This is a genomic window from Bacillus cereus, assembly GCF_002564555.1.
GTDB classification, from domain to species: Bacteria; Bacillota; Bacilli; order Bacillales; family Bacillaceae_G; genus Bacillus_A; species Bacillus_A cereus_K.
On record NZ_NUVD01000024.1, the window covers coordinates 298793 to 319590 of the forward strand.

A 20798-nucleotide genomic window follows, 5' to 3' on the forward strand; every position below is an offset into this window, starting at 1 on the left:
AAGGTTCTTAGTTTAGAATCTTGGCTTTTTTTTGATATTCATTTTTAATTCCTTTTTATGTTTCCTCCACTTGCACTACTGCAAGCTCCAAAATATATTATTTATTAGCAGACGTATTCATTACTTTTATATGTGGGCAGTTCTCTTTTAAGAGTGAAATGAATTTTTCTTCTTCTTGTGGTACGAAGGTTGTCACAGAGTCGAATAAATTATAATTAATTTCTAATTGCTGCCTAGTCCATTTTTTTGAATGAAGGTTTTTGCCGGAATATTTAATATTACGTATGTCTTCGAATGGAATTTCAGTACGCAGTATGAAACCGTGTTTTACAACAAGAGATGATTCCGTTATATTGTAGTGCGAAAAATAGAACGAAGAAAGATTTACGATATTTAACAGCATCATAAGAGTGAAAAAAATAGAGTTTTCATTTTGCAAGAATAGTGACATGAAAAAAATAAGTATAAATAATGTAATGAAAATGACGTGAAATGGATTTTTTTTCGCTTTGAATTTCAAATAAGTCACCTCGATAAAGTGTTCTTTAAATAAATTAAATCACAATATCTTAATGAAACGTGAGAATATGCAAGATTGCATATTTTTTAGATTTATTATTCGTGTAAAATTTTTTGATGGGATAAATTTAAAGGAAGCTTTTTAATAGTGGGGTGGCATGAAGTGTCTTACAAGAATAGAAATATAGCGCTAATCATAATTAGTTGTATGATGATTATGAGTGGTTGTTCAAATAAATTTATTGAGGATGGGAATCGAAAACATGTATTTGTACAAGCGAGTAAATGTTTAGTAGAGATTGTTCACAAAATATATAAAAGGTAAAAAGGTGTTTCTATAAACGGAAACACCTTTTTTGTAGTTAAAATTAAAGGTTTGAAGGATATTGAACATTGGGCGTGTTTCGTTACAGACTGCACTTTAATTAGTTTATAAAAGTAAAATCTAGGAATAATCTCTTTTTTTAGTGTCTGTATACAAAAAGGGTAGATGTTTTTATAAAAGTTTATAAAATAGACAAACGAAATATTGAATTGTTTGCTTTTAGTGTGTTAAGATGATGGAGCGATAATAAACGATATTGTAATTTGTTTGTTTTTTAATAAACATTTTGAAGGAGTGTTTAGTATGGACGATATTTCAGAGAAGTTTTGGGATGCTTCAGTAGAGGAATTAAAGAATGGGTATGTGTTTGATGAGGGAGCAGAGGAATATATTTGTTTAGCTTGTGGAGAAACGTTTATTAAAGGGGTTATTTATCAAGATAATCAAGTTTTGTATGAAGCGGAGAAGTTTGTGCAATTGCATATTCAAAACGAGCATACATCTATGTTTGATTATTTATTAAATATGGATAAAAAATTTACAGGTTTAACGGATTTACAAAAGAAAATGGTTCAGTTTTTCTATATGGGACTGAGTGATAAAGAAATTGTAAAAGAGATGGATGGCGGGAGCACATCGACGATTCGCAATCATCGATTTACATTGCGAGAGAAAATGAAGCAGGCGAAAGTATTTTTAGCATTAATGGAATTATCAGAAGAAAAATCGAAAGTGCAAACGAAATTTGTACCAATTCATAGAACAGCGACGATGGTGGATGATCGTTATAATATTACGGAAGAAGAAAACGATGAAGTATTAAAAGCGCATTTTACAGAAGGGTTAGATGGACCGCTTTCTAAATTTCCGAAGAAGCAAAAGCGTAAATTAATTATATTACGTCACTTAGTGAAGAAATTTAATAGTAATCAAAAGTATTCTGAAAAAGAAGTAAACACAATTTTAGAAAATGTATATCCGGATTTTGTGACTTTAAGAAGATATTTAATCGAATATGGATTTTTAGATAGGACAGCTGATGGAAGTCAATATTGGGTGAAGTTGTAATAATGCGGAAAGAAAATGAATAGAAGCACAAATTTATAACAACTATACAAAGAGAAAGAGGCTGAAAAAACCGATTTTTAATAAAAGGAGAAATGAAATTTGAAACCACCTGCAGATAACAATAAAGAAGGTGCAGAGTCACATAAGTTAGAAAGTGAGAGTAAACCGATATGGAAATCGATGTCCATGTTTTTAGTACCACTATTATTAAGTAATGTACTACAATCAGTTGGACAATTATTTGGCATGGTAGTAGTAGGAAGATGGCTAGGGGTAAATGATTTAGCAGCTATATCGGCTTTCTTTCCGCTATTTTTCCTACTCGTTTCATTTGTAATTGGAATTGGTTCGGGTAGTTCTATTTTAATTGGTCAGGCGTTTGGTGCTAAAAATGAAGAACGTTTAAAAGCTATCGTTGGTACGACGCTGACGTTTACTTTTATTATCGGAGTTGTGTTAGCGATAATAGGTAGTATTTTTGCGATGGATATTATGCGCTTTATGGGAACGCCAGAAAATATTATTGACATAAGTGTACATTATGCACGGATTTTATTTATTTCTATGCCAGTTTTGTTTTTATATTTTGCATACACAACATTTATGAGAGGTACAGGAGATTCTAAAACGCCATTTTACTTTTTAATTGTAAGTACAGCGCTAAATATGATTTTATTACCAGTTCTTATTTTTGGCTGGTTAGGAGCTCCGAAATTAGATGTGTATGGAGCAGCGTATGCTTCAGTTATATCTACAGTTATTACGTTTATTGTCATGCTAGTGTATTTAAAGAAGAAAAATCACCCACTACAACTGGATACAACGGTAAGAAAATATCTTCGAATGGATTTGGAGTTATTAAAGCTATTATTACGACTTGGTATTCCAGCGAGTATTAATATGATATTAGTTTCATTATCTGAAATTGCGGTAATCGCGTTTGTAAATCGTTACGGATCGGATGCAACAGCAGCTTATGGCGTTGTGAATCAAGTTGCAAGTTATGTACAAATGCCAGCTGTTAGTCTTGGTATTACTGTCTCCATTTTTGCGGCGCAATCAATTGGTGCGAATCAATTTGATCGATTGCAGAAAGTTGTAAAGGCCGGAATTATTATGAATTACATCATTGGCGGTGTATTGATATCTCTTATTTACTTGTTCTCAAGAGATATTCTAGCACTATTTTTAACAAGTCAAAATACAATTGAAATTGCTCATAGCCTAATCATGATTACATTATGGAGTTACTTAATTTTCGGTCATGCACAAATTATTAGTGCGACAATGCGAGCAAGTGGTACAGTACTATGGCCAACTGTAATCAGTGTTGTATCAATTTGGCTTGTTGAAGTACCTGTGGCGTATTATCTTTCTTACCATACGAGCCTTGGTATAGAAGGGATATGGATTGGGTACCCAGCGGCATTCATCGTCAGCTTAATATTACAGTATGCATATTATAAGCTTTCATGGCAGAAGAAACGAATTACACGATTAGTGAATTGAAAGATGAAAATGTCCCTAAGTTATTATACTTAGGGACATTTTTTGTTGATGAATACTTATAAATAACTTTTTAAAGTTATGTCAAAATGTTGCCTAATGAGTTTTCCATTACTCATATAAAACTCCCATGCTTTCTCTGGTTCACCGATAATTTCAAATGAATCTGCTGTAATATATAAAGCGCAATTATCTTCTAGTGCAATGCCCTCTATATTACCTTGATGAGTTTGTAAAAACGTATGGAAGGCATTCATTCTATTTAATTGATTGTAATGGGGGCAAAATCTTTTGTTAACAATACTCCATCCACTACTTTCTATATAGCCAGAACCTCCATAGTCTGAACGTATGCTAGATGTGAACCAGCACATAGCACCGGCACTATATCCTGCAATAAGTGTGCCGCGTTTTAAAGCAATTAGTAACTTTTCATCTAATTTATGTTCTTTCCATTGTTCAAGCATGTGAACGTAATTCCCACCGCCAAGATAGATTAAATCAGCAGAATCAATCATTTCAGCTATTTCATATTTAGTAGGTGTTTCGTTTATAATACGTAAAATTTGAACCTCACAATGTAATTGTTTTTCAAATGTTTCTAAAAATAACTTTATATATCCTTCATCATCATGACTAGCTGTTGGAATGAATAATACTTTTGGATACTGTTTATTTGTTAATTCTATAAGTCGTTCATTAATATGCAAGTGATTTGAATCTTGTAAATCACCGCCACCAATGACAGCTAATTTCATAGTAAAGCACCACCTAATCATTTTTATTATGTAAAAATTCGATAGAAAAGAGTTACATTCCTTCTCTAATGTAATGAATAAAGTGAAAATGTAATTTGAATATATTGGGATAGTAAAGGAGGCAGTTGCTATATCGAGCAATGAATTAGAAACAGTTTATTGCTATATGATACTGCATACTATTGTTTCAAAATATGGAAACAATATGTTTAAATGGATGTAATGATGCATGAATTAATATTGGATTATTGTTTATATTTTAAAAAGGTATCAGAAATATCGGTGATTTCGCAAAAAAGCTTTTTACTTTTTATGGGAAAATGTATTACAATATGATGAAGTTATTTGGATATATTTATTTGGTATGGAATGAAAAGAGGAGCGTGAAAAAAGTGGATTTTCGATTTGAATTTACAACGAAGTTGAAAGAATACTTAGATGATGAGAAAGATGAAAAAGTAATAAAAGATGGACATAGAGATATAATTTTTCATTATTTATATGCATTAGAGAGTGAAATTGGCGTTGTTAAAAATCCTAACTTTACTTTTTTTGCATCAGGAAGACGCTCACATATAGTATTAGAAAACATTGAATTTAAAACAGAGGTAAACGTAAAAAGTAACATAATTGAGATTACGAAAATAGTCGATAATGTGGCTATTCCGTTGGATACTATAGTAGCCAAAAATCGGGAATTATTTGCACTTGGGCGTAATGAGAAGTTTAGTGTACAAATATTAGAACAGTATCTCTATGATACATTTGGAGAGAAGTTAGGTTTACAATGAATGGATATTCATAATTAGTGGCTATTAGTTTATATCATTGGTGTTTGACCTTTCATTTAGTTTGTACTACAATCTGTAGTGTGAAAGGAGTCATACGATGTTTACCCAAAATTATAAGTTAAATGAAGAAGGGCTAAACCATTTCTTTGGACCGCTTGAAGCAAAAATTATGGAGGTTGTTTGGTCTACAGAGGGTATTACCATTAAAGAGGTGCAGCAGAAATTAAGTGAAGAATCACAGGTGAATTTTAATACTGTTATGACAGTTATGAACAGGTTAGTAGAGAAGTCACACTTAGAAAAACAGACTGTGAAAAGAAGTGGCATATATCGTGCTGTACAAACAAAAGAAGAGTTCTTATCCAATCAAACGAAGAAAATGACACAGGAATTAATGGGGGAATTTGGAGATTTAGTTGTAAATCATATGCTAGATGAGTTAGAGCAGGTTGATCCGACTTTAATAAAAAAATTAGAAGACAAATTGAGTCAATTAAAAAAAGAGGATCAATAAAATGAAATGGCAAATGCGTAAAATCGTATTGTTAGCAGTAATTGTCAGTACTCTCTTTTTCAGCATGTTAGTGTATTACGTTACATATCCATTTCTTTTTCAAAATAAGGCGTTCTTTCTTTCAAAATTTTGCTTGTTTGAGTTAGAAAAACATATGAAAGAATTATCGCTGATTCGTATTATAATAGCTGTATTGTTATTACTTACTGTACTAATCGTGTGCAAAAGACTATGGCGGCAATTTTTCTATAGTACAAAATTGCAAAAAGTACTTTTCCCTTTCATTAGAAAAGGAAAACAAATATATATACTGCCGACTATGGAAGTTGTAGCCTTTACAATTGGGTTATTTCGTCCGAAAGTTGTTATGTCAGAAGGAATGCTTCAGACGTTTTCAGAGGAAGAAATTGATGCGATTGTTTTTCATGAAGAATATCATCAAAATAATCGGGATCCGCTAAAATTATTTTGTTTTACGTTGTTAGCGGAAGGAATGATGTACATCCCGATACTAAAAGAGTTGTTACAACGTTATCAGACGTATCAAGAGTTAGCAGCAGATAAATATGCGATGCAAAAAATGAAATCTTCATTCGAATTAGGTAGTGCGTTATTGAAGATAATTAAAATAAAGACAATGGAAAATCGATGTGTTACAGCTTCATTTGCAAAAACAGCAATCAATTTACGAATCGAGCAAGTGTTAAATGAAAAAGTTATTAAGCTTAATATGCCGTTACATACTAATTCAGTATATGTAACATTAGGTTTATTCTGTATGTCGATTGTACTTATTGTCGGAGAGTGCATATAGCCTCTTTTTTTATGATTTAACACTACTTATTGTAGTGCGAATAGGGGGAAGGAAAGTGAAGAAACTAATTGCTATTATACTAGCCGGTGCACTTATTTGGGCTGGAGTTAACTTTTATAATTCAAAGAAAGAAGAAAAGGAAAGAAAAGCGAAACAAGCAGAATTACAGGAAAAAGAAGTATTACCACAAGTAGGATTTAAAGCACCTGAAATAACATTAAAAGGGTTAGACGGGAAGTTATATTCATTAAATGATGCGAAGGGAAAACCGTATATTATTAATTTTTGGGCATCGTGGTGTGGCCCATGTGAAATGGAGGCACCTGACTTAGTTCATTTGTATGACAAATATAAAAAGGATGTTGAAATTTTTGCAGTAAATGCAACAATCGGGGATCCAGTACAAGAAGCGAGTGCATTTGCAGAGCGTCATGGATTTAAGTTTCCTGTTTTATTAGATATGGATGGAGTAGCTGGAATAGATTATAAAGTATTCTCGATACCAACGACGTTTTTTGTTAACAAAGATGGAATTATAGTAGACCAAGTACGAGGGGCACTACCTCCAGATCAATTAGAAGAGAAATTTAAGAAATTAATTGATAATTAAGAGGGGATTTCATAGTGATGGAGTGGATCGTGAGGTTACAACCCGTATCTCTAATAATTGGAAGTCTATTTGGATTTATGCTGATGAAACGAAAGATGGAGCACCAAACTGTATCATATGAAAAGATGATGGATGCAGTAACAAATGGTTTTCTTATTATCGTATTTATATGGAAATTTGCACCGGCAATTTTAAATCCAGTATGGGCTTTGGGGTCGCCATTGCAAGCATTATTAGCTGTAGGAAGTATGCAGCATATTATAGTAGGATGCGTAATTGCGAGTATATACATTGTTTGGAAAAGTAAAAAGGAGCAATTTTCGCTTCGTATTTTACTTGACGTATTGCCTTTTGGAATAAGTATGAGTATTATTTTTTATTTTCTCTTTCATCAAAAATTAGGTGTACAGACGACATTGCCTTGGGGTATGAAAATATATGAATCTAAATTTTTATATCACCCTATCTTCGTTTACGAGATTATACTTGCCTTTTGTGTAATCAGTTGGTTATGGATGAAAAATGAAGAATTAGGAATTGGAAAGAATATAAGTGTTTTTCTAATTTTTGAGGGGCTTGCTCATATCGTTATTTCGTTTGTTAGTGAACAAAATTCAGTTCTATTTGGTCTTTCAATACAGCAAATCCTCAGTTTTTTTGTTATTAGTTTAGGGATTTTGTTAGTACCAAAAAAATAAAAATAGCCATGTATGGAGTGAGTCCACGCATGGCTATTTTTTATATTAAAAAATCGGTGGAGTAACAGAAAATAAGACAATCGCATTTTTCTCGAATTGATTTACCCATTTATGCTTTAAATAAGCAGGTATTTTTACACTATCACCAGTTTCTAATGTGTATTCTTCTTCATTTAAATACAATGTAATTGTTCCATCTAATACGAAAGCTAATTCTTCTCCTTTATGCTCTAGAACATTTTCTGATGATGCAGTATTCGGTGGGATGGTCATAATTGCCGTTGCTAAATTTCCTGTGAAATCAGGTGATAGCATTTCATATGATAAATTATCGATAATCATTTTTTTTCGTTTATGAGAGCGTACGATTAAATCGTCTGTATTTGTTTCTTCAAGTAAAAAGCTAAACGTTGGAACATCAAGAGCTTTTGCGAGTACTTTTAATGTTTGAATAGAAGGGTTAGCAGAACCACGTTCAATTTGACTGAGCATAGATGGTGTGATTTCAGCCATCTTTGCTAGTTCTTTACTAGTTAACCCTTTTTCTTTTCTTTGTTTTTCAATCTTTTTTCCAATATCTATATTTTCCATAACGCATTCTCCTTAATGAATATTAAATTATATTTAAGTGAATTAAATTAAAATTAACTGAAACTAAATTTTATGTTAAACTATATTTAAATTAATTTAATTATAATTTATTGTGTGGCGAGCTACAAGGATATGAGGAGGAAGAGGAATGAAGGAGATAGAGGTATTAAAAGAACGATTCCCATTAGTAAATAACCTGATTGCAACGGAAGAAGTATTTTGGATAAACCCGAATATAAAAAAATACGAATCAGCAATAAAAGGTTCTCCGCTGAATGAAGAAAATGTAAAAGATGCAGAAGAGAGATTAAATCGTTTTGCACCATATATTGCGAAGGTTTTTCCTGAAACGAAAGAAATGGGTGGCATTATAGAATCGCCTTTAGTGAAAATACCTTCTATGAAACAATCTTTAGAGAAAAACTACGGACAGCCAATATTAGGAGAATTACTATTAAAATGTGATAGTGGGCTTCCAATATCAGGATCAATAAAAGCTAGGGGCGGCATTTATGAAGTATTGAAACATGCTGAACAATTAGCTCTGCAGCATGGAATGTTAACAGAGGAAGATGATTACTCCATTTTAGATAGTGATACATGTAAAGAGTTTTTTGCAACGTATTCTATTGCGGTAGGTTCGACAGGAAACTTAGGATTAAGCATTGGGATTATGAGTGCGAAACTAGGTTTTAATGTAACTGTTCATATGTCAGCAGACGCGAAACAATGGAAGAAAGATTTATTAAGAAGTAAAGGTGTAAATGTTATTGAATATGAAGCGGATTATAGTAAAGCGGTAGAAGAAGGAAGAAGGCAAGCAGATGCTGATCCTAGCTGTTATTTTGTAGATGATGAAAACTCACATGATTTATTTTTAGGATACGCAGTAGCAGCATCGCGATTACAAAAGCAATTAGAAGAGTTAGAGATTGTAGTAGATGAAGAACATCCTTTATTCGTTTACCTTCCGTGCGGAGTAGGGGGTGGACCTGGCGGAGTGGCATTTGGCTTAAAGTTATTGTATAAAGACAACGTCCATTGTTTCTTTGCAGAGCCGACACATTCACCATGTATGCTACTCGGATTAATGACAGGACTTCATGATAAAATTGCTGTTCAAGATATCGGTATTGATAATGTAACAGATGCAGATGGACTTGCGGTAGGAAGACCATCTGGATTTGTCGGTAAAACGATGGAACCATTTTTAAGTGGAAATTACACAGTAAGTGATGAAGAGTTATATAGATTGTTAAAAGAATTGGCTGATACTGAAAATATTTATTTAGAGCCTTCTGCATTAGCAGGTATGATAGGGCCAGTGAAAGTATGTAAAAAAGATGAGTATTTACAACAGCAACAGTTAACAGAGAAGGTGAAGAGAGGTACTCATATTGTGTGGGGAACGGGTGGTAGTATGGTTCCAAAAGACGTGATGAATGGGTATTATAAGAAAGGTTTAGAATTAACATTATAAGAAAAATGAGGCTAATTGTAGCCTCATTTTTTATTTATATGGCATATGTATTATTATAAAATCTTTGTTATTTTCACACTAGTTCTTTATAGTATATATAGAGGATTGCTACTATCGATTAAATATAATAAAAAAGCTTTATTTTACATAATAAGAGGATGTGTATACGATGTCATTACAGACTAAATATATAGCGGGTATTTCGCTTGGAGTTATGGGGGTAGGCTTTGCGGCTTCGATTCCTTTTCAAGGAACGGTAGCAGGAGAAATTATACAAGGGGGATTTGAAGCCGGATTGGTTGGTGGGCTTGCGGATTGGTTCGCGGTTACAGCTTTATTCCGTCATCCGATGGGAATTCCAATCCCGCATACAGCTTTGTTACCTAAAAACCGTAAACGGGTAACGAAAGGGCTCATTAATACGTTAGAAAATGAATGGCTGACGAAAGAAAGTATTACGAATAAAGTAAAAGAAATGCAGTTAGCGCAAATGGTGCTGCAAATTGCTGAGAGAGAAATGCAGTCTGATGCTGTGAAAAAGGGGATTGTAACGATTGCGGAGAAAGCGATTGTTGCAATAGATACGGAGAAGCTAGCTGTTATTATTGAAAAGGAATTAAAAACGTATTTGCATACAATTAATACAAGTAACATATTACAAGTGCTTGTTGATCAATTAGTTGTGCAAGAATATGATGAGAAGACACTTGATTACATATTAGTAAAGGTGAAAGATTGGACAGCGCAAGATGAAGCTCGTTATCAGCTTGGAAGCTTAGGAATGAAGGCGATGGAAAATATAAAAGTAGATGGATTCTTGCAGTTTACTTTAAAATCGTTTATGAATATTGTGGATGAAGATAAAATTGGCGGCATTCTGCAGAAGTTTATCATAAGCAATATTAACAGCCTACAAGATGCTGATAATAGCACAAGACAACTTATATTAGCGAAGATTCGTCAAGAAATTATTAATGTAAAAGAAAATGAAGCTTTACTACAGGAATTAGAAAAGTGGAAAGAAAAGTGGATTGCGAATTGGGATGCTACCGACAAAATAAAAGAGATGCTGGAGCAAGTGCAACAAAGAGCAGTTACCTTTGTGAAAAATGAAGAGTTTGCGGATAAATATGTTGTGCCATTTTTAAAAACACAAATGAATAAATTACAAGCAGACGCATTGACTGTTCAAAAAATAGAAGACTGGTTACAAAAGCAAGTAGTGAATTTAGTTGAAAAGAACCATTCGAAAATCGGAAAGCTTGTACAAGAAAATCTTGATAAGTTAGACGATAAAACATTAATCGAAATGATTGAAAATAATGTCGGGAAAGATTTGCAGTGGATCCGTGTGAACGGAGCTGTTTGCGGATTTATGATTGGATTAGTGTTAGAAGGAATTAAAGCGATTATATAAGAAAAACCTTCCACAATTGTGGAAGGTTTTTCTTATTTTTCGATAACGCTCATATCCAAATTATAAGCTTTCTCAATATTTAATTTGTACGTTCCATTTCCAGTTTTAATCGTATTTTTATACCAATGTTCTTGCTCGTTTAATTCTGGATTTTCTTCTGAAGAGTTGTTTTCTTTTTTCGTTAAATCTTCTACTTGTCCCCAAGGTGTATTTCCAATAGCTTCTTTTTGATTTGTTACTGCTGTTAGAGATACGTCACTCTCTTTTATTAAATGAACAGATACACCTGAGCTTTCTTGTACAAACCAATTGTTTTGTAATTGACCTGGATAAAGAGAAAGATCTCGATTAGAAGCACGAATTTCTACATGTTTCGTTTGTGGGAGTACAAGCGTCGGTTTTACTCGTGGTTCATGACCAAACATTCTTTGATGAAACGGTAATGACTTTAATGTTATATACATTGTTTCCCCAGTCGTTTGAACTGAAAGAAAATCTTCTTGTTTTAAATTGAGTTTTTCATTTCCTTTTGTCGTCATTTCGTATGTTCCAAGAAGGCTAACTTCATTTGAGTTTCTGCCGTCTATCGTTAGAGGATAATTGTCTGTACCTGCATCCACTACAATTTTATTGATAGATTCAGGAATATCAAGTTTACTTTCTGGAATCGTGTTCGTTTGTCTAGTTGTATTAAAGGCGTAACGAACTTCTTCTAGTAATCCAGTTGATAATAAACAGTAAAAAGCAATTCCAACGCTTCCTAAAACCCCGATAAAGAAAATACTAAAAATATCATATTTAATAAAAGATTGTTCCTTCTTAGAAAGTAGAAGGTATAGTAAAATTTCAGTGCCAAGTATGATAAGTAAAACAGGCCACCACGCTGTAAGTGTATCTAATACTTGAATGCCTTTTACGACTGAATATAGTAAAAAGCACCCTAACAATATAATGGAAATGCCCATTGAGAATGTTCCAACACGCCAAGTCCTCATTCTTTTGTCCCACCTTTGTTTTCTTTATTTCCAAGTAACAATTTAAAGCCGCCACCAATTAAGAGGAGTGCAACAATAGATGTTTGGAAATAGCGATAATATAGTTCGCTAAGATGAATGTTAAATATAGTTGCAAAATAATCGTCCAAAATAGGAAGGAGTGTTTGATCTAATAATTGATAACCACCTAATGCAATTAATCCAATACCGATCCATCTTTGATGATTTATGAAATAATCAATAATAGGTTCGTCATGTACGCGTTCTTTTCCGTATTTTGCAGTTTGTTGTAACGCATCAAAAAAGCTATAAAACCAAATGATTGGTACTAAAAATAAGAACGCAGAAAGTCTTAATAAGTCGAGTAAATAAATTGATAGTAAAAAAGCTGCCATAAGCTGAAGACCACGGCGCTGTAAGCCTAAATACATATGTCCAGCTCCAGGAAACATTGCTAAAATAGAAGCGAATGTTTTACTTTTCTTTCCTTGTTCTCGATGTTCTTCAAATTCTTCAAAAATAGTACGATCAATTAGTTGCTCACCACGTTCTTTTTTCTGGAGTTGTTGAACAACATCAAAGAAGTTGTAAATCCATAAAACAGGTAACGTAACAAGGAATATAAGAAAACTACCTTGGTTAGTTAATAATGTAACAAATATAATCATACTGCCTAGACCTGCGCAAGCGACTAAAAATGTAAGTCCGCGTTGCATAAGCCCTAATTGGAAATGACCAAGTCCAGGGATGATTGATAGGAGAATGATATAAAATCGTTCGCTCTCTTTAGAGGGCTCTGTCAATTGTCCGGCTGCTGCTTGTTTTTTCGATTGATTTATAATAGTGATGACTAAATCTAGTAAGTTGATTACCCATAACATGGCTAGTAAAAAGAGGGAAAGAAAGGTAATCTCGCGCTCTCCTAATTGTGTCGTCCAAAATACCGCAAAGGTAAATAGAAATAAAGATCCTCCGCTATATAAAATAAAACGTCCAATTTTCTTTAAATATAAGTGTCCAAGCCCAGGAATTAGCCCTAATACAAGTGCTAAAAAGGGATTTTTATTCATGCTTTAAACCTCCGTCCTTTTTTGATGTATCCACTGCTTTGTTTACAATTTGTTGCGAGATAGAAGTCTCATTATGTTTCGAAGATTTTTCGAAATTTGATGTCGCTGTGAAAATATAATGGAATAAACCACTTACCATAAAAATAATTGTAGCCGCAGTCGCAATTATGTAGTGAATGATCGTGCGCTTTAGTTGATTCGATTTCATAGTTTCATTAGATTGTAGCGTTTCAAAATTAATTTGCGTCATAACTTCGTTTGTAAATGAATCATCATTTATCATTGGAAGGTTTTCAGTTTGTTCATCAATACTTTCCATATAAAGTGTTAAACAATAATCACATTCATAAAGATGTTCGTCCATAGATTCGCGTTCATTGCTTGTTATAAGATCTAGTATGTAATTGTGCCAATCTTCTTTTGAATAATGGGTCATAGAAACTCTTCCTCCTTCCAATGCTTTTTAATCCACTTTCTTGCCCGATACAGTTTCATTTCGACTGTTTTCACTTCGATGTTTTCCTGCAAAGCAATTTCTTGATAGCTTTTTTCTTCTAAGTAATGTGCGAGAACGACGTCACGGTAATTTTCCGGAAGTTCTCTTAGTTTTTGAGCAATCAACAATTTTTTCTCTTTCGTCAATAATAAAGCTTCAATATTGTGAGAAGACTTTATAGTTTCTTCAGTTTCTTTACATAAGGAAAGTTCTTCGTTTTCTCTAGCTTTTTTCCTTTTATAATCAATAGCGTGATTAGTAGCAATACGTGCCATCCACGTTTTTAAACCGCGAAATTGATAATTAGGGAGAGAGGCGTGGATTTTTACGAATACTTCTTGTGTAACATCTTTAGCATCTTCTTCATGTCTTAAAATAGAAAAGATAACTTGAAAAATATAATGACGATATGTTTGTACAATGATGCGAAAAGCATGCTCACTTCCCTGTTGTGCTTTTTCAATTAATTGTTTTTCCTCAATAGTCGTCTCCCTCCTTTTTGACGCATTCTATTATATAGACGTAAGAAACGATAAGTCACCCTACACATGTTGTAAAAAAAGAATAATATATTTTTAGAGAAGGGGCTATATGAAAAAGGTGTGAAAAAATGGTAGAGAGAAGTATATAATGAGCAAAGAGGAAATGTTACGAAGAGAAAGGATGTGAATGTTAGTAGGGGATGTCCATACTAACAAACATGAAAATTAAAATATTAATAGCGGATGATAATTCTTTTATTAGAGAAGGCATGAAAATTATTTTAAATACATATGAAGAGTTTGAAGTAGTAGATACTGTAAATGATGGGAAAGAAGCAGTGGAATATTGCAAAAAGAACGAAGTTGATATTGCACTTTTAGATGTTCGTATGCCAAACATGAACGGGGTAGAGGCGACGAAGTTCATTTGTGAAGAAACGAAAACAAAGCCGCTTATTTTAACGACGTTTGATGATGATGAATATATTTTGGATGCAGTAAAAAACGGAGCGAAAGGTTATTTATTAAAAAATAATGATCCGGAGCGTATTCGTGATGCAATAAAAGGCGTTTATAACGGCCAAACTGTTATGCAAGATGTCGTTCTTGATAAAATTAAGTCTAATTTAATGGAAAGTAAAGAGGAAGAATCTAAAATAGATAAGAGTCTGTTTACTGAAAGAGAGCTTAGTATTATCGCATTAATTGCGAAAGGTTTTTCGAATAAAGAGATTTCGAAGCAACTTTTCATATCGGAAGGAACAATCGCAAATTATATTACATCAGTTTTAGGGAAAACGGGACTAGAACATCGTACGCAAATTGCGATTTATTACTTAACAGGGAAAGTGGATTAATGATATGGAATTTTGGTTAACTGTAAGTAAATTAATTGTCTTTATATATATTGTGTTCAGCTATATTCATTTAAATGTTGCGAACTTACCGTGGATTATACTTACTTTGCTTATATATCTTTCTATAAATATAATGATTTCCATTTTTAAAAAAGATACGTACAATAAAGGTTTAATTCTCGTGTCAGTTGGCGTAATCATATTGTTTACGTGGAAGGTTCATCCACTGTTTATTTTGTTTTTACCTTTGAACTTATACGAAATTACATTCCATTACATAGAGAAAATTTGGCCACGCTTTGTCATTATGATGCTCCCGATTGCTATTACAGATGAAAATATTCGAATGACGTATGGATTAATTGTTGCATTTTCTTTTCTCATTTTAACTATGGCAGATCGTTATATCGCTCGAGTATTAAAGCTTGAATCACAAAATGATAAGATGCGAAAAGATATGCAACGACTGACGAAAAGTTTACATGAAAATAAAGAGTACATAAGGCAATCGGAGTACACGTTTAAGTTAGAAGAGAGAAATCGGTTATCACAAGAAATTCATGATAAAATTGGTCACTCGATGACGGGTGCACTTATTCAAATGGAAGCAGCAAAGAGATTAATGGAAATAGATAAAGTGAAATCTGCGGAGTTATTACAAAATGCCATTCACATTTCGAAAGATGGCATTGAAAGCATTCGGGTTACATTAAAAAACATGAAGCCACCAACAGAGCAAATTGGCATTCATCGTATGAAATTATTCATAGAGGAATTTGCAGGTAAGCATGATGTGAACATTCCTTTCGTTTATAAAGGCAACTTAGATATGATTTCTCCAATTCAGTGGAAGGTTATCGGTGAAAACGTTACGGAGGCGTTAACAAATGCAATGAAATACGCTGATGCGACAGTTATTTCTATAGATATTCATGTGCTTAACAAGATGGTTAAAGTACAAGTGAAGGATAATGGAAAAGGTGCAGTGCTTGTGAAAAAAGGTCTCGGTATTATGGGTATGGAGGAGAGAACAGCATCTGTAAACGGGAAAATTATTGTAGATGGGACAAGTGGTTTTTCAGTAACGATGTTGTTGCCGATATAGGAAAGTGTGATGAGGATGAATCATCTCATATGAAAAAAGTGAATATTCTCATGTGAAAAGAATGAAGTTCTGCACTGAGCAGGTTCATTCTTTTTGTTTATACTGATAGCAGAGAAACCGAAATAGGGGTGAAATGATGAATACATTGGAAATTAAAAACTTAACGAAAAAATTTGGTGATTTCATCGCGGTAGATAATATGTCTTTATCTATTAAAGAAGGAGAAATATTTGGATTTTTAGGATCAAATGGTGCTGGTAAGAGTACAACAATTAATATGATTGCTGGGTTATTAAGAAGTAATGAAGGTGAGATTAGCATACTAGGAAAAAATATAAAGAAACATACTCGATTTGCGAAGATGAACATCGGTATTGTTCCGCAAGATATCGCAATATATGAAGAGCTAACCGCCTATGAAAATGTGAAATTCTTTGCTGGATTGTACGGATTAAGAGGGGCTGAACTAAAGGCGAGAGTAGAGGAAGCACTTCAATTTGTAGGTCTAAGTGATAAACATAAAAGCTATCCGAAAAACTTTTCTGGCGGGATGAAACGAAGACTGAATATCGCTTGTGCGATTGCTCATAGACCGAAGTTAATTATTATGGATGAGCCGACAGTTGGAATTGATCCGCAGTCAAGGAACTATATTCTTCAGTCAGTACGTAAATTAAATGAAATGGGAAGTACGATAATTTATACGAGTCACTACATGGAAGAGGTAGAAGAGATGTGTACGAAAATAGCAATTGTAGATCACGGTAAAGTAATTGCAGAAGGCACAAAAGAACAGTTAAAAGCGATTATTACCGATACGAAAGATATTTGGATCGAAGTGAAGTCAGTAGAAAACTTAGATGTAGAAAAATTAAAAGAGATAAGCGGTGTGAAAGCTGTTCAAATCGAAGAGAACGTAATTAAAGTGAATTCTGATGCAGGATTAAATAATTTAAATAAAATTATTCAACATTGTATTAATCACGATATGGAGATTCGTTCGTTAGAGGAGCAGGCTCCGAACTTAGAAACAGTATTCCTTACGTTGACTGGAAGAAATTTACGAGACAAATAAAGGGAAATGAAGAAAAGGTAAAGGGAGGTTCATCAATTGAACATCTTCAATATTGCAGTTATGCATATTAAAAGAGATTTCAGGGACGTAAGAAATTTAGTATTTATGTTAGCATTTCCGATTGTACTTATGCTTGTGTTAGGAACAGCGTTAAGTAACGCGTTTAATAGCGATAGTCAATCGATTAAGGATATACAAGTGCTATACAAAGATGAAGCAAGTAGTACGTTTTCACAATCATTTGAAGCATTTACGAAAGAAGTCGATAAATCAGGTATTCATTTTAAAAAAGCTTCTGAGGGCATAGATGGGAAAGAAGAAGTGAAGCAAAATAAATATGCTGCCTATATAGAATTAAATAAAGATAGTGTGAACGTTTATGGAAGCGATAGAAGTAGTATTGAGGGAAGTATTGTTGAAGGAATGCTTACAACATTTGTTGATAAGTACAATGTAGCAATCGAAGTTGCGAAAGTAGATCCAAGTAAGGTTAACGCAGTTATTTCAAACGGAAATCATAACGATTATATAAAAGAAACATCCTTACAAGCTGCTAAAAAACCAGGTTCTATGGATTACTATGCAGTTGTAATGACGACGATGATCACACTGTATGCTGCAATGGGAGCGAGTTCTTTAATTCGAGGAGAACGGATACGTAAAACAGGAGATCGTCTCATTGCAGCGCCAATAAGTAAGGCTGAAATTTTCATTGGAAAAGTGCTAGGCAGTCTAGTAGCGAACGCACTGTGTATATTACTTGTCATTTTATTTAGCAAATTTGTTTTTCAAGCGAATTGGGGCGACCATCTTGGAATCATATTTATTATTTTATTAACACAAGTCTTTCTAGCAATTAGCTTTGGTTTAGGGATTGGATATATTACGAAAACAGGTGAAGCATCTAGAGCAATTGTTTTAGTTATAGTGCAATTAGCTTCTATTTTTGGCGGAGCATACTTCGTAGTAGAAGAAAATGTCGTTACGAACTTATCACCATTAACGTGGGCAAATACAGCTGTTATGAAAATTATTTATGCGAATGATGTAGGGGCAGCATTGCCGGTAATATCTTTAAACCTTGGGATTTCAGTACTCTTTTTAATCATTGCGATTATTGCATTACGTAGACGGGAGGGGCTATAGTATGAAAGATATTTTATGGCTCATACAAAAAACGTTATCTGTACTTTTGAAAAATAAAAAAAGTTTACTCATTATTATTAGCTTGCCGATAATAGGAACGCTCATCTCCTTTTCGATATATGGAAATATAGGGCAAGGAACGTTAAATATTGGGGTTATAAATAAAGAAAATCAGCCGATAGCAAATGATACAGTGAAATTTTTAGAAGGGTTAAATCATGTAAATGTGAGTAAGATTAAAGAATCGGAAGTAGAAGATAAACTCACCTCAAAAAAACTTGATGGTGTTATTACATTAGAGTCTGGTTTTTCCGAAAGTGTTCGGGAAGGGAAGCCGAGTCACATTGAGATTTCATCGATTAAAGGCGATCAAGTAACGGGATTTATAAAATCATATTTATATAACTATGTTGATAACATCTCTGCGATTAGTAAAGTGGCAGGGGCGGATCAAAGTACATTTGATACTATGTACGCAGGATATCAAAAAAGTTCATTTAAAGTAAAGTCTGAGACACTTGAAGATATTTCAAAAAATAAAGATATGACAAATCAAACGATGGGCTATCTTATTATGTTTATGCTATTTTCAGCAGCGAACTTATCAGGTTATATTTTAAAAGAAAAAGAGAATAGAACGTATTTTAGGTTATTATCAACGCCGATAGATGGGAAGAAATTTATATTATCTAATGTCGGGGTAAATATGATGATATTAACAGTGCAAATTATGATTACAATCCTATTTCTAACGAATGTTTTTCATACGAATATCAATATGCCTTTCATAGTGATGATGGGTGTACTAATGCTATTTGCTTTAGTAGCGGTTGGGATGTCATTAGTAATTGTCGCTTTTTCGAAAAACTCAGCATCGGCAAATACGATGCAAAATATGGTCATTGTACCAACATGTTTACTCGCTGGATGCTATTTTCCGTATGACATTATGCCAAAAGCAGTACAAAAAGTAGCTGATTTTCTTCCGCAACGATGGTTGTTAGACACAGTATCAAAACTACAACAAGGAATACCATTCTCAGAGTTGTATTTAAACATTTTAATCTTATTCGCCTTTGCGATTGCATTCTTCTTAATTGCTATTTATAAATTTGGAAGAAATAATGATGCGAGGAACTTTGTTTAATATAAAGAGGGGTGTGACGCTAAGTCACATCCTTTTTGTATGAAGCATGAAATCTAAATTCGAATGACAAAATAGAAAGGTGGAAAGAAAATAAGCGGAAGGAAATCAAAATGATTAAAAAAATATTGCGAGGTACTTCTATTAGTATTGCTATTTTAGCTTTTATTTTAATTTGGATGCATATAGATGTTACCCTCGGCAGGAAAATGGAAGCCGGGAAAAATATGCCGACAGAGTATGCGCCTCATTATAGTGACTTTCAATTATATGTAGAAGGAAAGTCGTTTTATAAACAGTTGTTTACTGATATAAGAGAAGCGAAGCAATCTATTTACACTTATTTTTATATTTTATCGGATGATAAAAGTAGCCATACTTTTTTAAACTTATTAAAAGAGAAAGCGAAAGAAGGAGTAAACGTATATTTATCGGTTGATTTAATTAATGATTTGTCTTTTGAAAGAAAGATGAAAAATGAATTGCGAAAAAGTGGTGTTCATTTTACATATAGTAGAAACCTTGAATTGCCATTTGGATTTTATTCTTTGCATCACCGCAATCATCGCCGTATTACATCGATTGATGGGGAAATTGGTTATACAGGTGGATTTAATATGGGAGATGAATATTTAGGGAAAGATAAGCGTTTTGGATATTGGCGTGATTATCATGTGCGGATAAGAGGAGAAGGAGCAAAGGACTTAGAAGAACAGTTCGCTTTAGATTGGAAACGAGATACGAAAGAAAATATAAAGAGAAGTACGAATAAAGCTAGTAAAGGGAACACGTTACATACTATGGCTAGTTACAATGGGCATCACGTCGCTGAAAAATATATAGAGTTGATAAAACAAGCGAAGCATTCGATCGTAATAACAACACCTTATTTTATAGCGAAAAATAAAGAATTAATGAAGGCTTTAATTGCGGCGCAAAAACGTGGCGTTATAGTAAAAATACTTTGGTCATATAAACCAGATATTCCTCTTATTAAAGAGGCGGCATATCCGTACATACGTGAAGCTGTTAAACATGGAATTACTGTATATGGCTATAAAAAAGGGATGTTTCATGGGAAGTTAATGCTTATTGATAATGAATTGACTGTTATCGGTACAACAAACATTACAGCGCGTAGCTTCTATATAAATGATGAGCTGAATTTGTATATTCATGGTGGGCCAATTGTGGCACAAGTTAACGAAGCGCTAACGCAAGACTTTCATGATTCGAAAAAGATGACAAAAACGTTTTTTGACAACTTATCTTTCTGGGAGCGTTGTAAGGAGAAATTGTCGGGATTGGTTGATTTTTATTTATAATAATTAAGAAAG

The 20798-nt window shown here is 33.3% G+C and carries 22 protein-coding genes; 15 read left to right on the plus strand and 7 right to left on the minus strand.

Features of this window, described 5'->3' with window-relative positions:
• Positions 1-97: 97 nt before the first annotated feature.
• Positions 98-520: a PH domain-containing protein gene (locus tag COI75_RS16115; protein WP_000669077.1), complete on the minus strand. Its 423-nt coding sequence runs from the start codon at positions 518-520 to the stop codon at positions 98-100.
• Between the two features lie 627 nt (positions 521-1147).
• On the opposite strand from COI75_RS16115, the gene COI75_RS16125 reads away from it, so the two are divergent.
• Positions 1148-1912: a DUF2087 domain-containing protein gene (locus tag COI75_RS16125; protein WP_000340983.1), complete on the plus strand. Its 765-nt coding sequence runs from the start codon at positions 1148-1150 to the stop codon at positions 1910-1912.
• A 99-nt stretch (positions 1913-2011) separates the two neighbouring features.
• The gene (locus COI75_RS16130) at positions 2012-3421 is read left to right on the plus strand and encodes an MATE family efflux transporter (RefSeq protein WP_000804130.1); all 1410 of its coding nucleotides are present in this window, start codon (positions 2012-2014) and stop codon (positions 3419-3421) included.
• 56 nt (positions 3422-3477) lie between these two features.
• Here the strand turns inward: COI75_RS16130 and COI75_RS16140 are convergent, their stop codons facing one another.
• On the minus strand, positions 3478-4176 hold the full coding sequence (locus COI75_RS16140; RefSeq protein ID WP_000762110.1) for a peptidase E: 699 nt from the start codon (positions 4174-4176) through the stop codon (positions 3478-3480).
• Positions 4177-4568: 392 nt separating this feature from the next.
• Here COI75_RS16140 and COI75_RS16145 point away from each other — a divergent pair, with 392 nt between their 5' ends.
• The 5 genes from COI75_RS16145 (at position 4569) to COI75_RS16165 (ending at position 7603) form a co-directional block, all read left to right on the plus strand.
• Positions 4569-4967, plus strand: coding sequence for a DUF3942 family protein (locus COI75_RS16145; RefSeq protein ID WP_002095771.1), 399 nt, complete (start codon positions 4569-4571; stop codon positions 4965-4967).
• Positions 4968-5064: 97 nt separating this feature from the next.
• Positions 5065-5481 (plus strand): BlaI/MecI/CopY family transcriptional regulator, encoded by a 417-nt coding sequence (locus COI75_RS16150; RefSeq protein WP_000495048.1) that lies wholly within the window; start codon positions 5065-5067, stop codon positions 5479-5481.
• 1 nt (position 5482) lies between these two features.
• On the plus strand, positions 5483-6295 hold the full coding sequence (locus COI75_RS16155) for a M56 family metallopeptidase (RefSeq protein WP_000871948.1): 813 nt from the start codon (positions 5483-5485) through the stop codon (positions 6293-6295).
• 55 nt (positions 6296-6350) lie between these two features.
• Positions 6351-6905 carry a TlpA family protein disulfide reductase gene (locus tag COI75_RS16160; RefSeq protein ID WP_000733160.1) on the plus strand — a complete coding sequence of 185 codons (555 nt, stop codon included), beginning with the start codon at positions 6351-6353 and terminating at the stop codon, positions 6903-6905.
• 17 nt (positions 6906-6922) lie between these two features.
• Complete coding sequence (locus COI75_RS16165; RefSeq protein ID WP_098380441.1) at positions 6923-7603, plus strand: prolipoprotein diacylglyceryl transferase family protein; 681 nt, start codon at positions 6923-6925, stop codon at positions 7601-7603.
• 45 nt (positions 7604-7648) lie between these two features.
• Here COI75_RS16165 and COI75_RS16170 read toward each other — a convergent pair whose 3' ends face one another.
• Positions 7649-8194 (minus strand): helix-turn-helix domain-containing protein, encoded by a 546-nt coding sequence (locus COI75_RS16170; protein ID WP_000427649.1) that lies wholly within the window; start codon positions 8192-8194, stop codon positions 7649-7651.
• A gap of 148 nt (positions 8195-8342) precedes the next feature.
• Here COI75_RS16170 and COI75_RS16175 point away from each other — a divergent pair, with 148 nt between their 5' ends.
• Positions 8343-9674, plus strand: coding sequence for a D-serine ammonia-lyase (locus COI75_RS16175; RefSeq protein WP_000658448.1), 1332 nt, complete (start codon positions 8343-8345; stop codon positions 9672-9674).
• Positions 9675-9843: 169 nt separating this feature from the next.
• Positions 9844-11091: a DUF445 domain-containing protein gene (locus tag COI75_RS16180; RefSeq protein WP_000058316.1), complete on the plus strand. Its 1248-nt coding sequence runs from the start codon at positions 9844-9846 to the stop codon at positions 11089-11091.
• Between the two features lie 32 nt (positions 11092-11123).
• Here COI75_RS16180 and exsE read toward each other — a convergent pair whose 3' ends face one another.
• Genes exsE through COI75_RS16200 form a run of 4 tightly spaced genes read right to left on the minus strand, consistent with a single transcriptional unit; the run spans position 11124 to position 14134 of the window.
• Positions 11124-12086, minus strand: coding sequence for an exosporium protein ExsE (gene exsE / locus COI75_RS16185; protein WP_098380420.1), 963 nt, complete (start codon positions 12084-12086; stop codon positions 11124-11126).
• Entirely contained in the window at positions 12083-13156 is a 1074-nt protein-coding gene (locus COI75_RS16190) for a hypothetical protein (protein ID WP_098380421.1), read from the minus strand. The genes exsE and COI75_RS16190 overlap by 4 nt, the downstream gene beginning before the upstream one ends.
• Positions 13149-13592: a hypothetical protein gene (locus COI75_RS16195; RefSeq protein WP_000150234.1), complete on the minus strand. Its 444-nt coding sequence runs from the start codon at positions 13590-13592 to the stop codon at positions 13149-13151. Before COI75_RS16195 ends, COI75_RS16190 begins: the two co-directional genes overlap by 8 nt.
• Positions 13589-14134: an RNA polymerase sigma factor gene (locus COI75_RS16200; RefSeq protein ID WP_346426399.1), complete on the minus strand. Its 546-nt coding sequence runs from the start codon at positions 14132-14134 to the stop codon at positions 13589-13591. Before COI75_RS16200 ends, COI75_RS16195 begins: the two co-directional genes overlap by 4 nt.
• 218 nt (positions 14135-14352) lie before the next feature.
• On the opposite strand from COI75_RS16200, the gene COI75_RS16210 reads away from it, so the two are divergent.
• The 6 genes from COI75_RS16210 (at position 14353) to cls (ending at position 20786) form a co-directional block, all read left to right on the plus strand.
• Complete coding sequence (locus COI75_RS16210; RefSeq protein ID WP_000694112.1) at positions 14353-14991, plus strand: response regulator transcription factor; 639 nt, start codon at positions 14353-14355, stop codon at positions 14989-14991.
• A 4-nt stretch (positions 14992-14995) separates the two neighbouring features.
• Complete coding sequence (locus tag COI75_RS16215; RefSeq protein ID WP_098380423.1) at positions 14996-16096, plus strand: sensor histidine kinase; 1101 nt, start codon at positions 14996-14998, stop codon at positions 16094-16096.
• Positions 16097-16232: 136 nt separating this feature from the next.
• Entirely contained in the window at positions 16233-17171 is a 939-nt protein-coding gene (locus COI75_RS16220; protein ID WP_098380424.1) for an ABC transporter ATP-binding protein, read from the plus strand.
• Positions 17172-17207: 36 nt separating this feature from the next.
• Positions 17208-18317 carry an ABC transporter permease gene (locus tag COI75_RS16225; protein WP_098380425.1) on the plus strand — a complete coding sequence of 370 codons (1110 nt, stop codon included), beginning with the start codon at positions 17208-17210 and terminating at the stop codon, positions 18315-18317.
• Position 18318: 1 nt separating this feature from the next.
• Positions 18319-19464 carry an ABC transporter permease gene (locus COI75_RS16230; RefSeq protein WP_000651887.1) on the plus strand — a complete coding sequence of 382 codons (1146 nt, stop codon included), beginning with the start codon at positions 18319-18321 and terminating at the stop codon, positions 19462-19464.
• Between the two features lie 110 nt (positions 19465-19574).
• Positions 19575-20786: a cardiolipin synthase gene (gene cls, locus COI75_RS16235; protein WP_000591889.1), complete on the plus strand. Its 1212-nt coding sequence runs from the start codon at positions 19575-19577 to the stop codon at positions 20784-20786.
• Positions 20787-20798 lie beyond the last annotated feature (12 nt).

Excerpts from the sequence above, each read along its gene's own strand:
- exsE (WP_098380420.1), bottom strand. The coding sequence starts at position 12,086 with ATGAGGACTTGGCGTGTTGGAACATTCTCAATGGGCATTTCCATTATA.
- COI75_RS16150 (WP_000495048.1), top strand. The coding sequence starts at position 5,065 with ATGTTTACCCAAAATTATAAGTTAAATGAAGAAGGGCTAAACCATTTC.
- COI75_RS16140 (WP_000762110.1), bottom strand. The coding sequence starts at position 4,176 with ATGAAATTAGCTGTCATTGGTGGCGGTGATTTACAAGATTCAAATCAC.
- COI75_RS16190 (WP_098380421.1), bottom strand. The coding sequence starts at position 13,156 with ATGAATAAAAATCCCTTTTTAGCACTTGTATTAGGGCTAATTCCTGGG.
- COI75_RS16220 (WP_098380424.1), top strand. The coding sequence starts at position 16,233 with ATGAATACATTGGAAATTAAAAACTTAACGAAAAAATTTGGTGATTTC.
- cls (WP_000591889.1), top strand. The coding sequence starts at position 19,575 with ATGATTAAAAAAATATTGCGAGGTACTTCTATTAGTATTGCTATTTTA.
- COI75_RS16175 (WP_000658448.1), top strand. The coding sequence starts at position 8,343 with ATGAAGGAGATAGAGGTATTAAAAGAACGATTCCCATTAGTAAATAAC.
- COI75_RS16210 (WP_000694112.1), top strand. The coding sequence starts at position 14,353 with ATGAAAATTAAAATATTAATAGCGGATGATAATTCTTTTATTAGAGAA.
- COI75_RS16165 (WP_098380441.1), top strand. The coding sequence starts at position 6,923 with ATGGAGTGGATCGTGAGGTTACAACCCGTATCTCTAATAATTGGAAGT.
- COI75_RS16155 (WP_000871948.1), top strand. The coding sequence starts at position 5,483 with ATGAAATGGCAAATGCGTAAAATCGTATTGTTAGCAGTAATTGTCAGT.
- COI75_RS16125 (WP_000340983.1), top strand. The coding sequence starts at position 1,148 with ATGGACGATATTTCAGAGAAGTTTTGGGATGCTTCAGTAGAGGAATTA.
- COI75_RS16215 (WP_098380423.1), top strand. The coding sequence starts at position 14,996 with ATGGAATTTTGGTTAACTGTAAGTAAATTAATTGTCTTTATATATATT.
- COI75_RS16170 (WP_000427649.1), bottom strand. The coding sequence starts at position 8,194 with ATGGAAAATATAGATATTGGAAAAAAGATTGAAAAACAAAGAAAAGAA.
- COI75_RS16180 (WP_000058316.1), top strand. The coding sequence starts at position 9,844 with ATGTCATTACAGACTAAATATATAGCGGGTATTTCGCTTGGAGTTATG.
- COI75_RS16195 (WP_000150234.1), bottom strand. The coding sequence starts at position 13,592 with ATGACCCATTATTCAAAAGAAGATTGGCACAATTACATACTAGATCTT.
- COI75_RS16230 (WP_000651887.1), top strand. The coding sequence starts at position 18,319 with ATGAAAGATATTTTATGGCTCATACAAAAAACGTTATCTGTACTTTTG.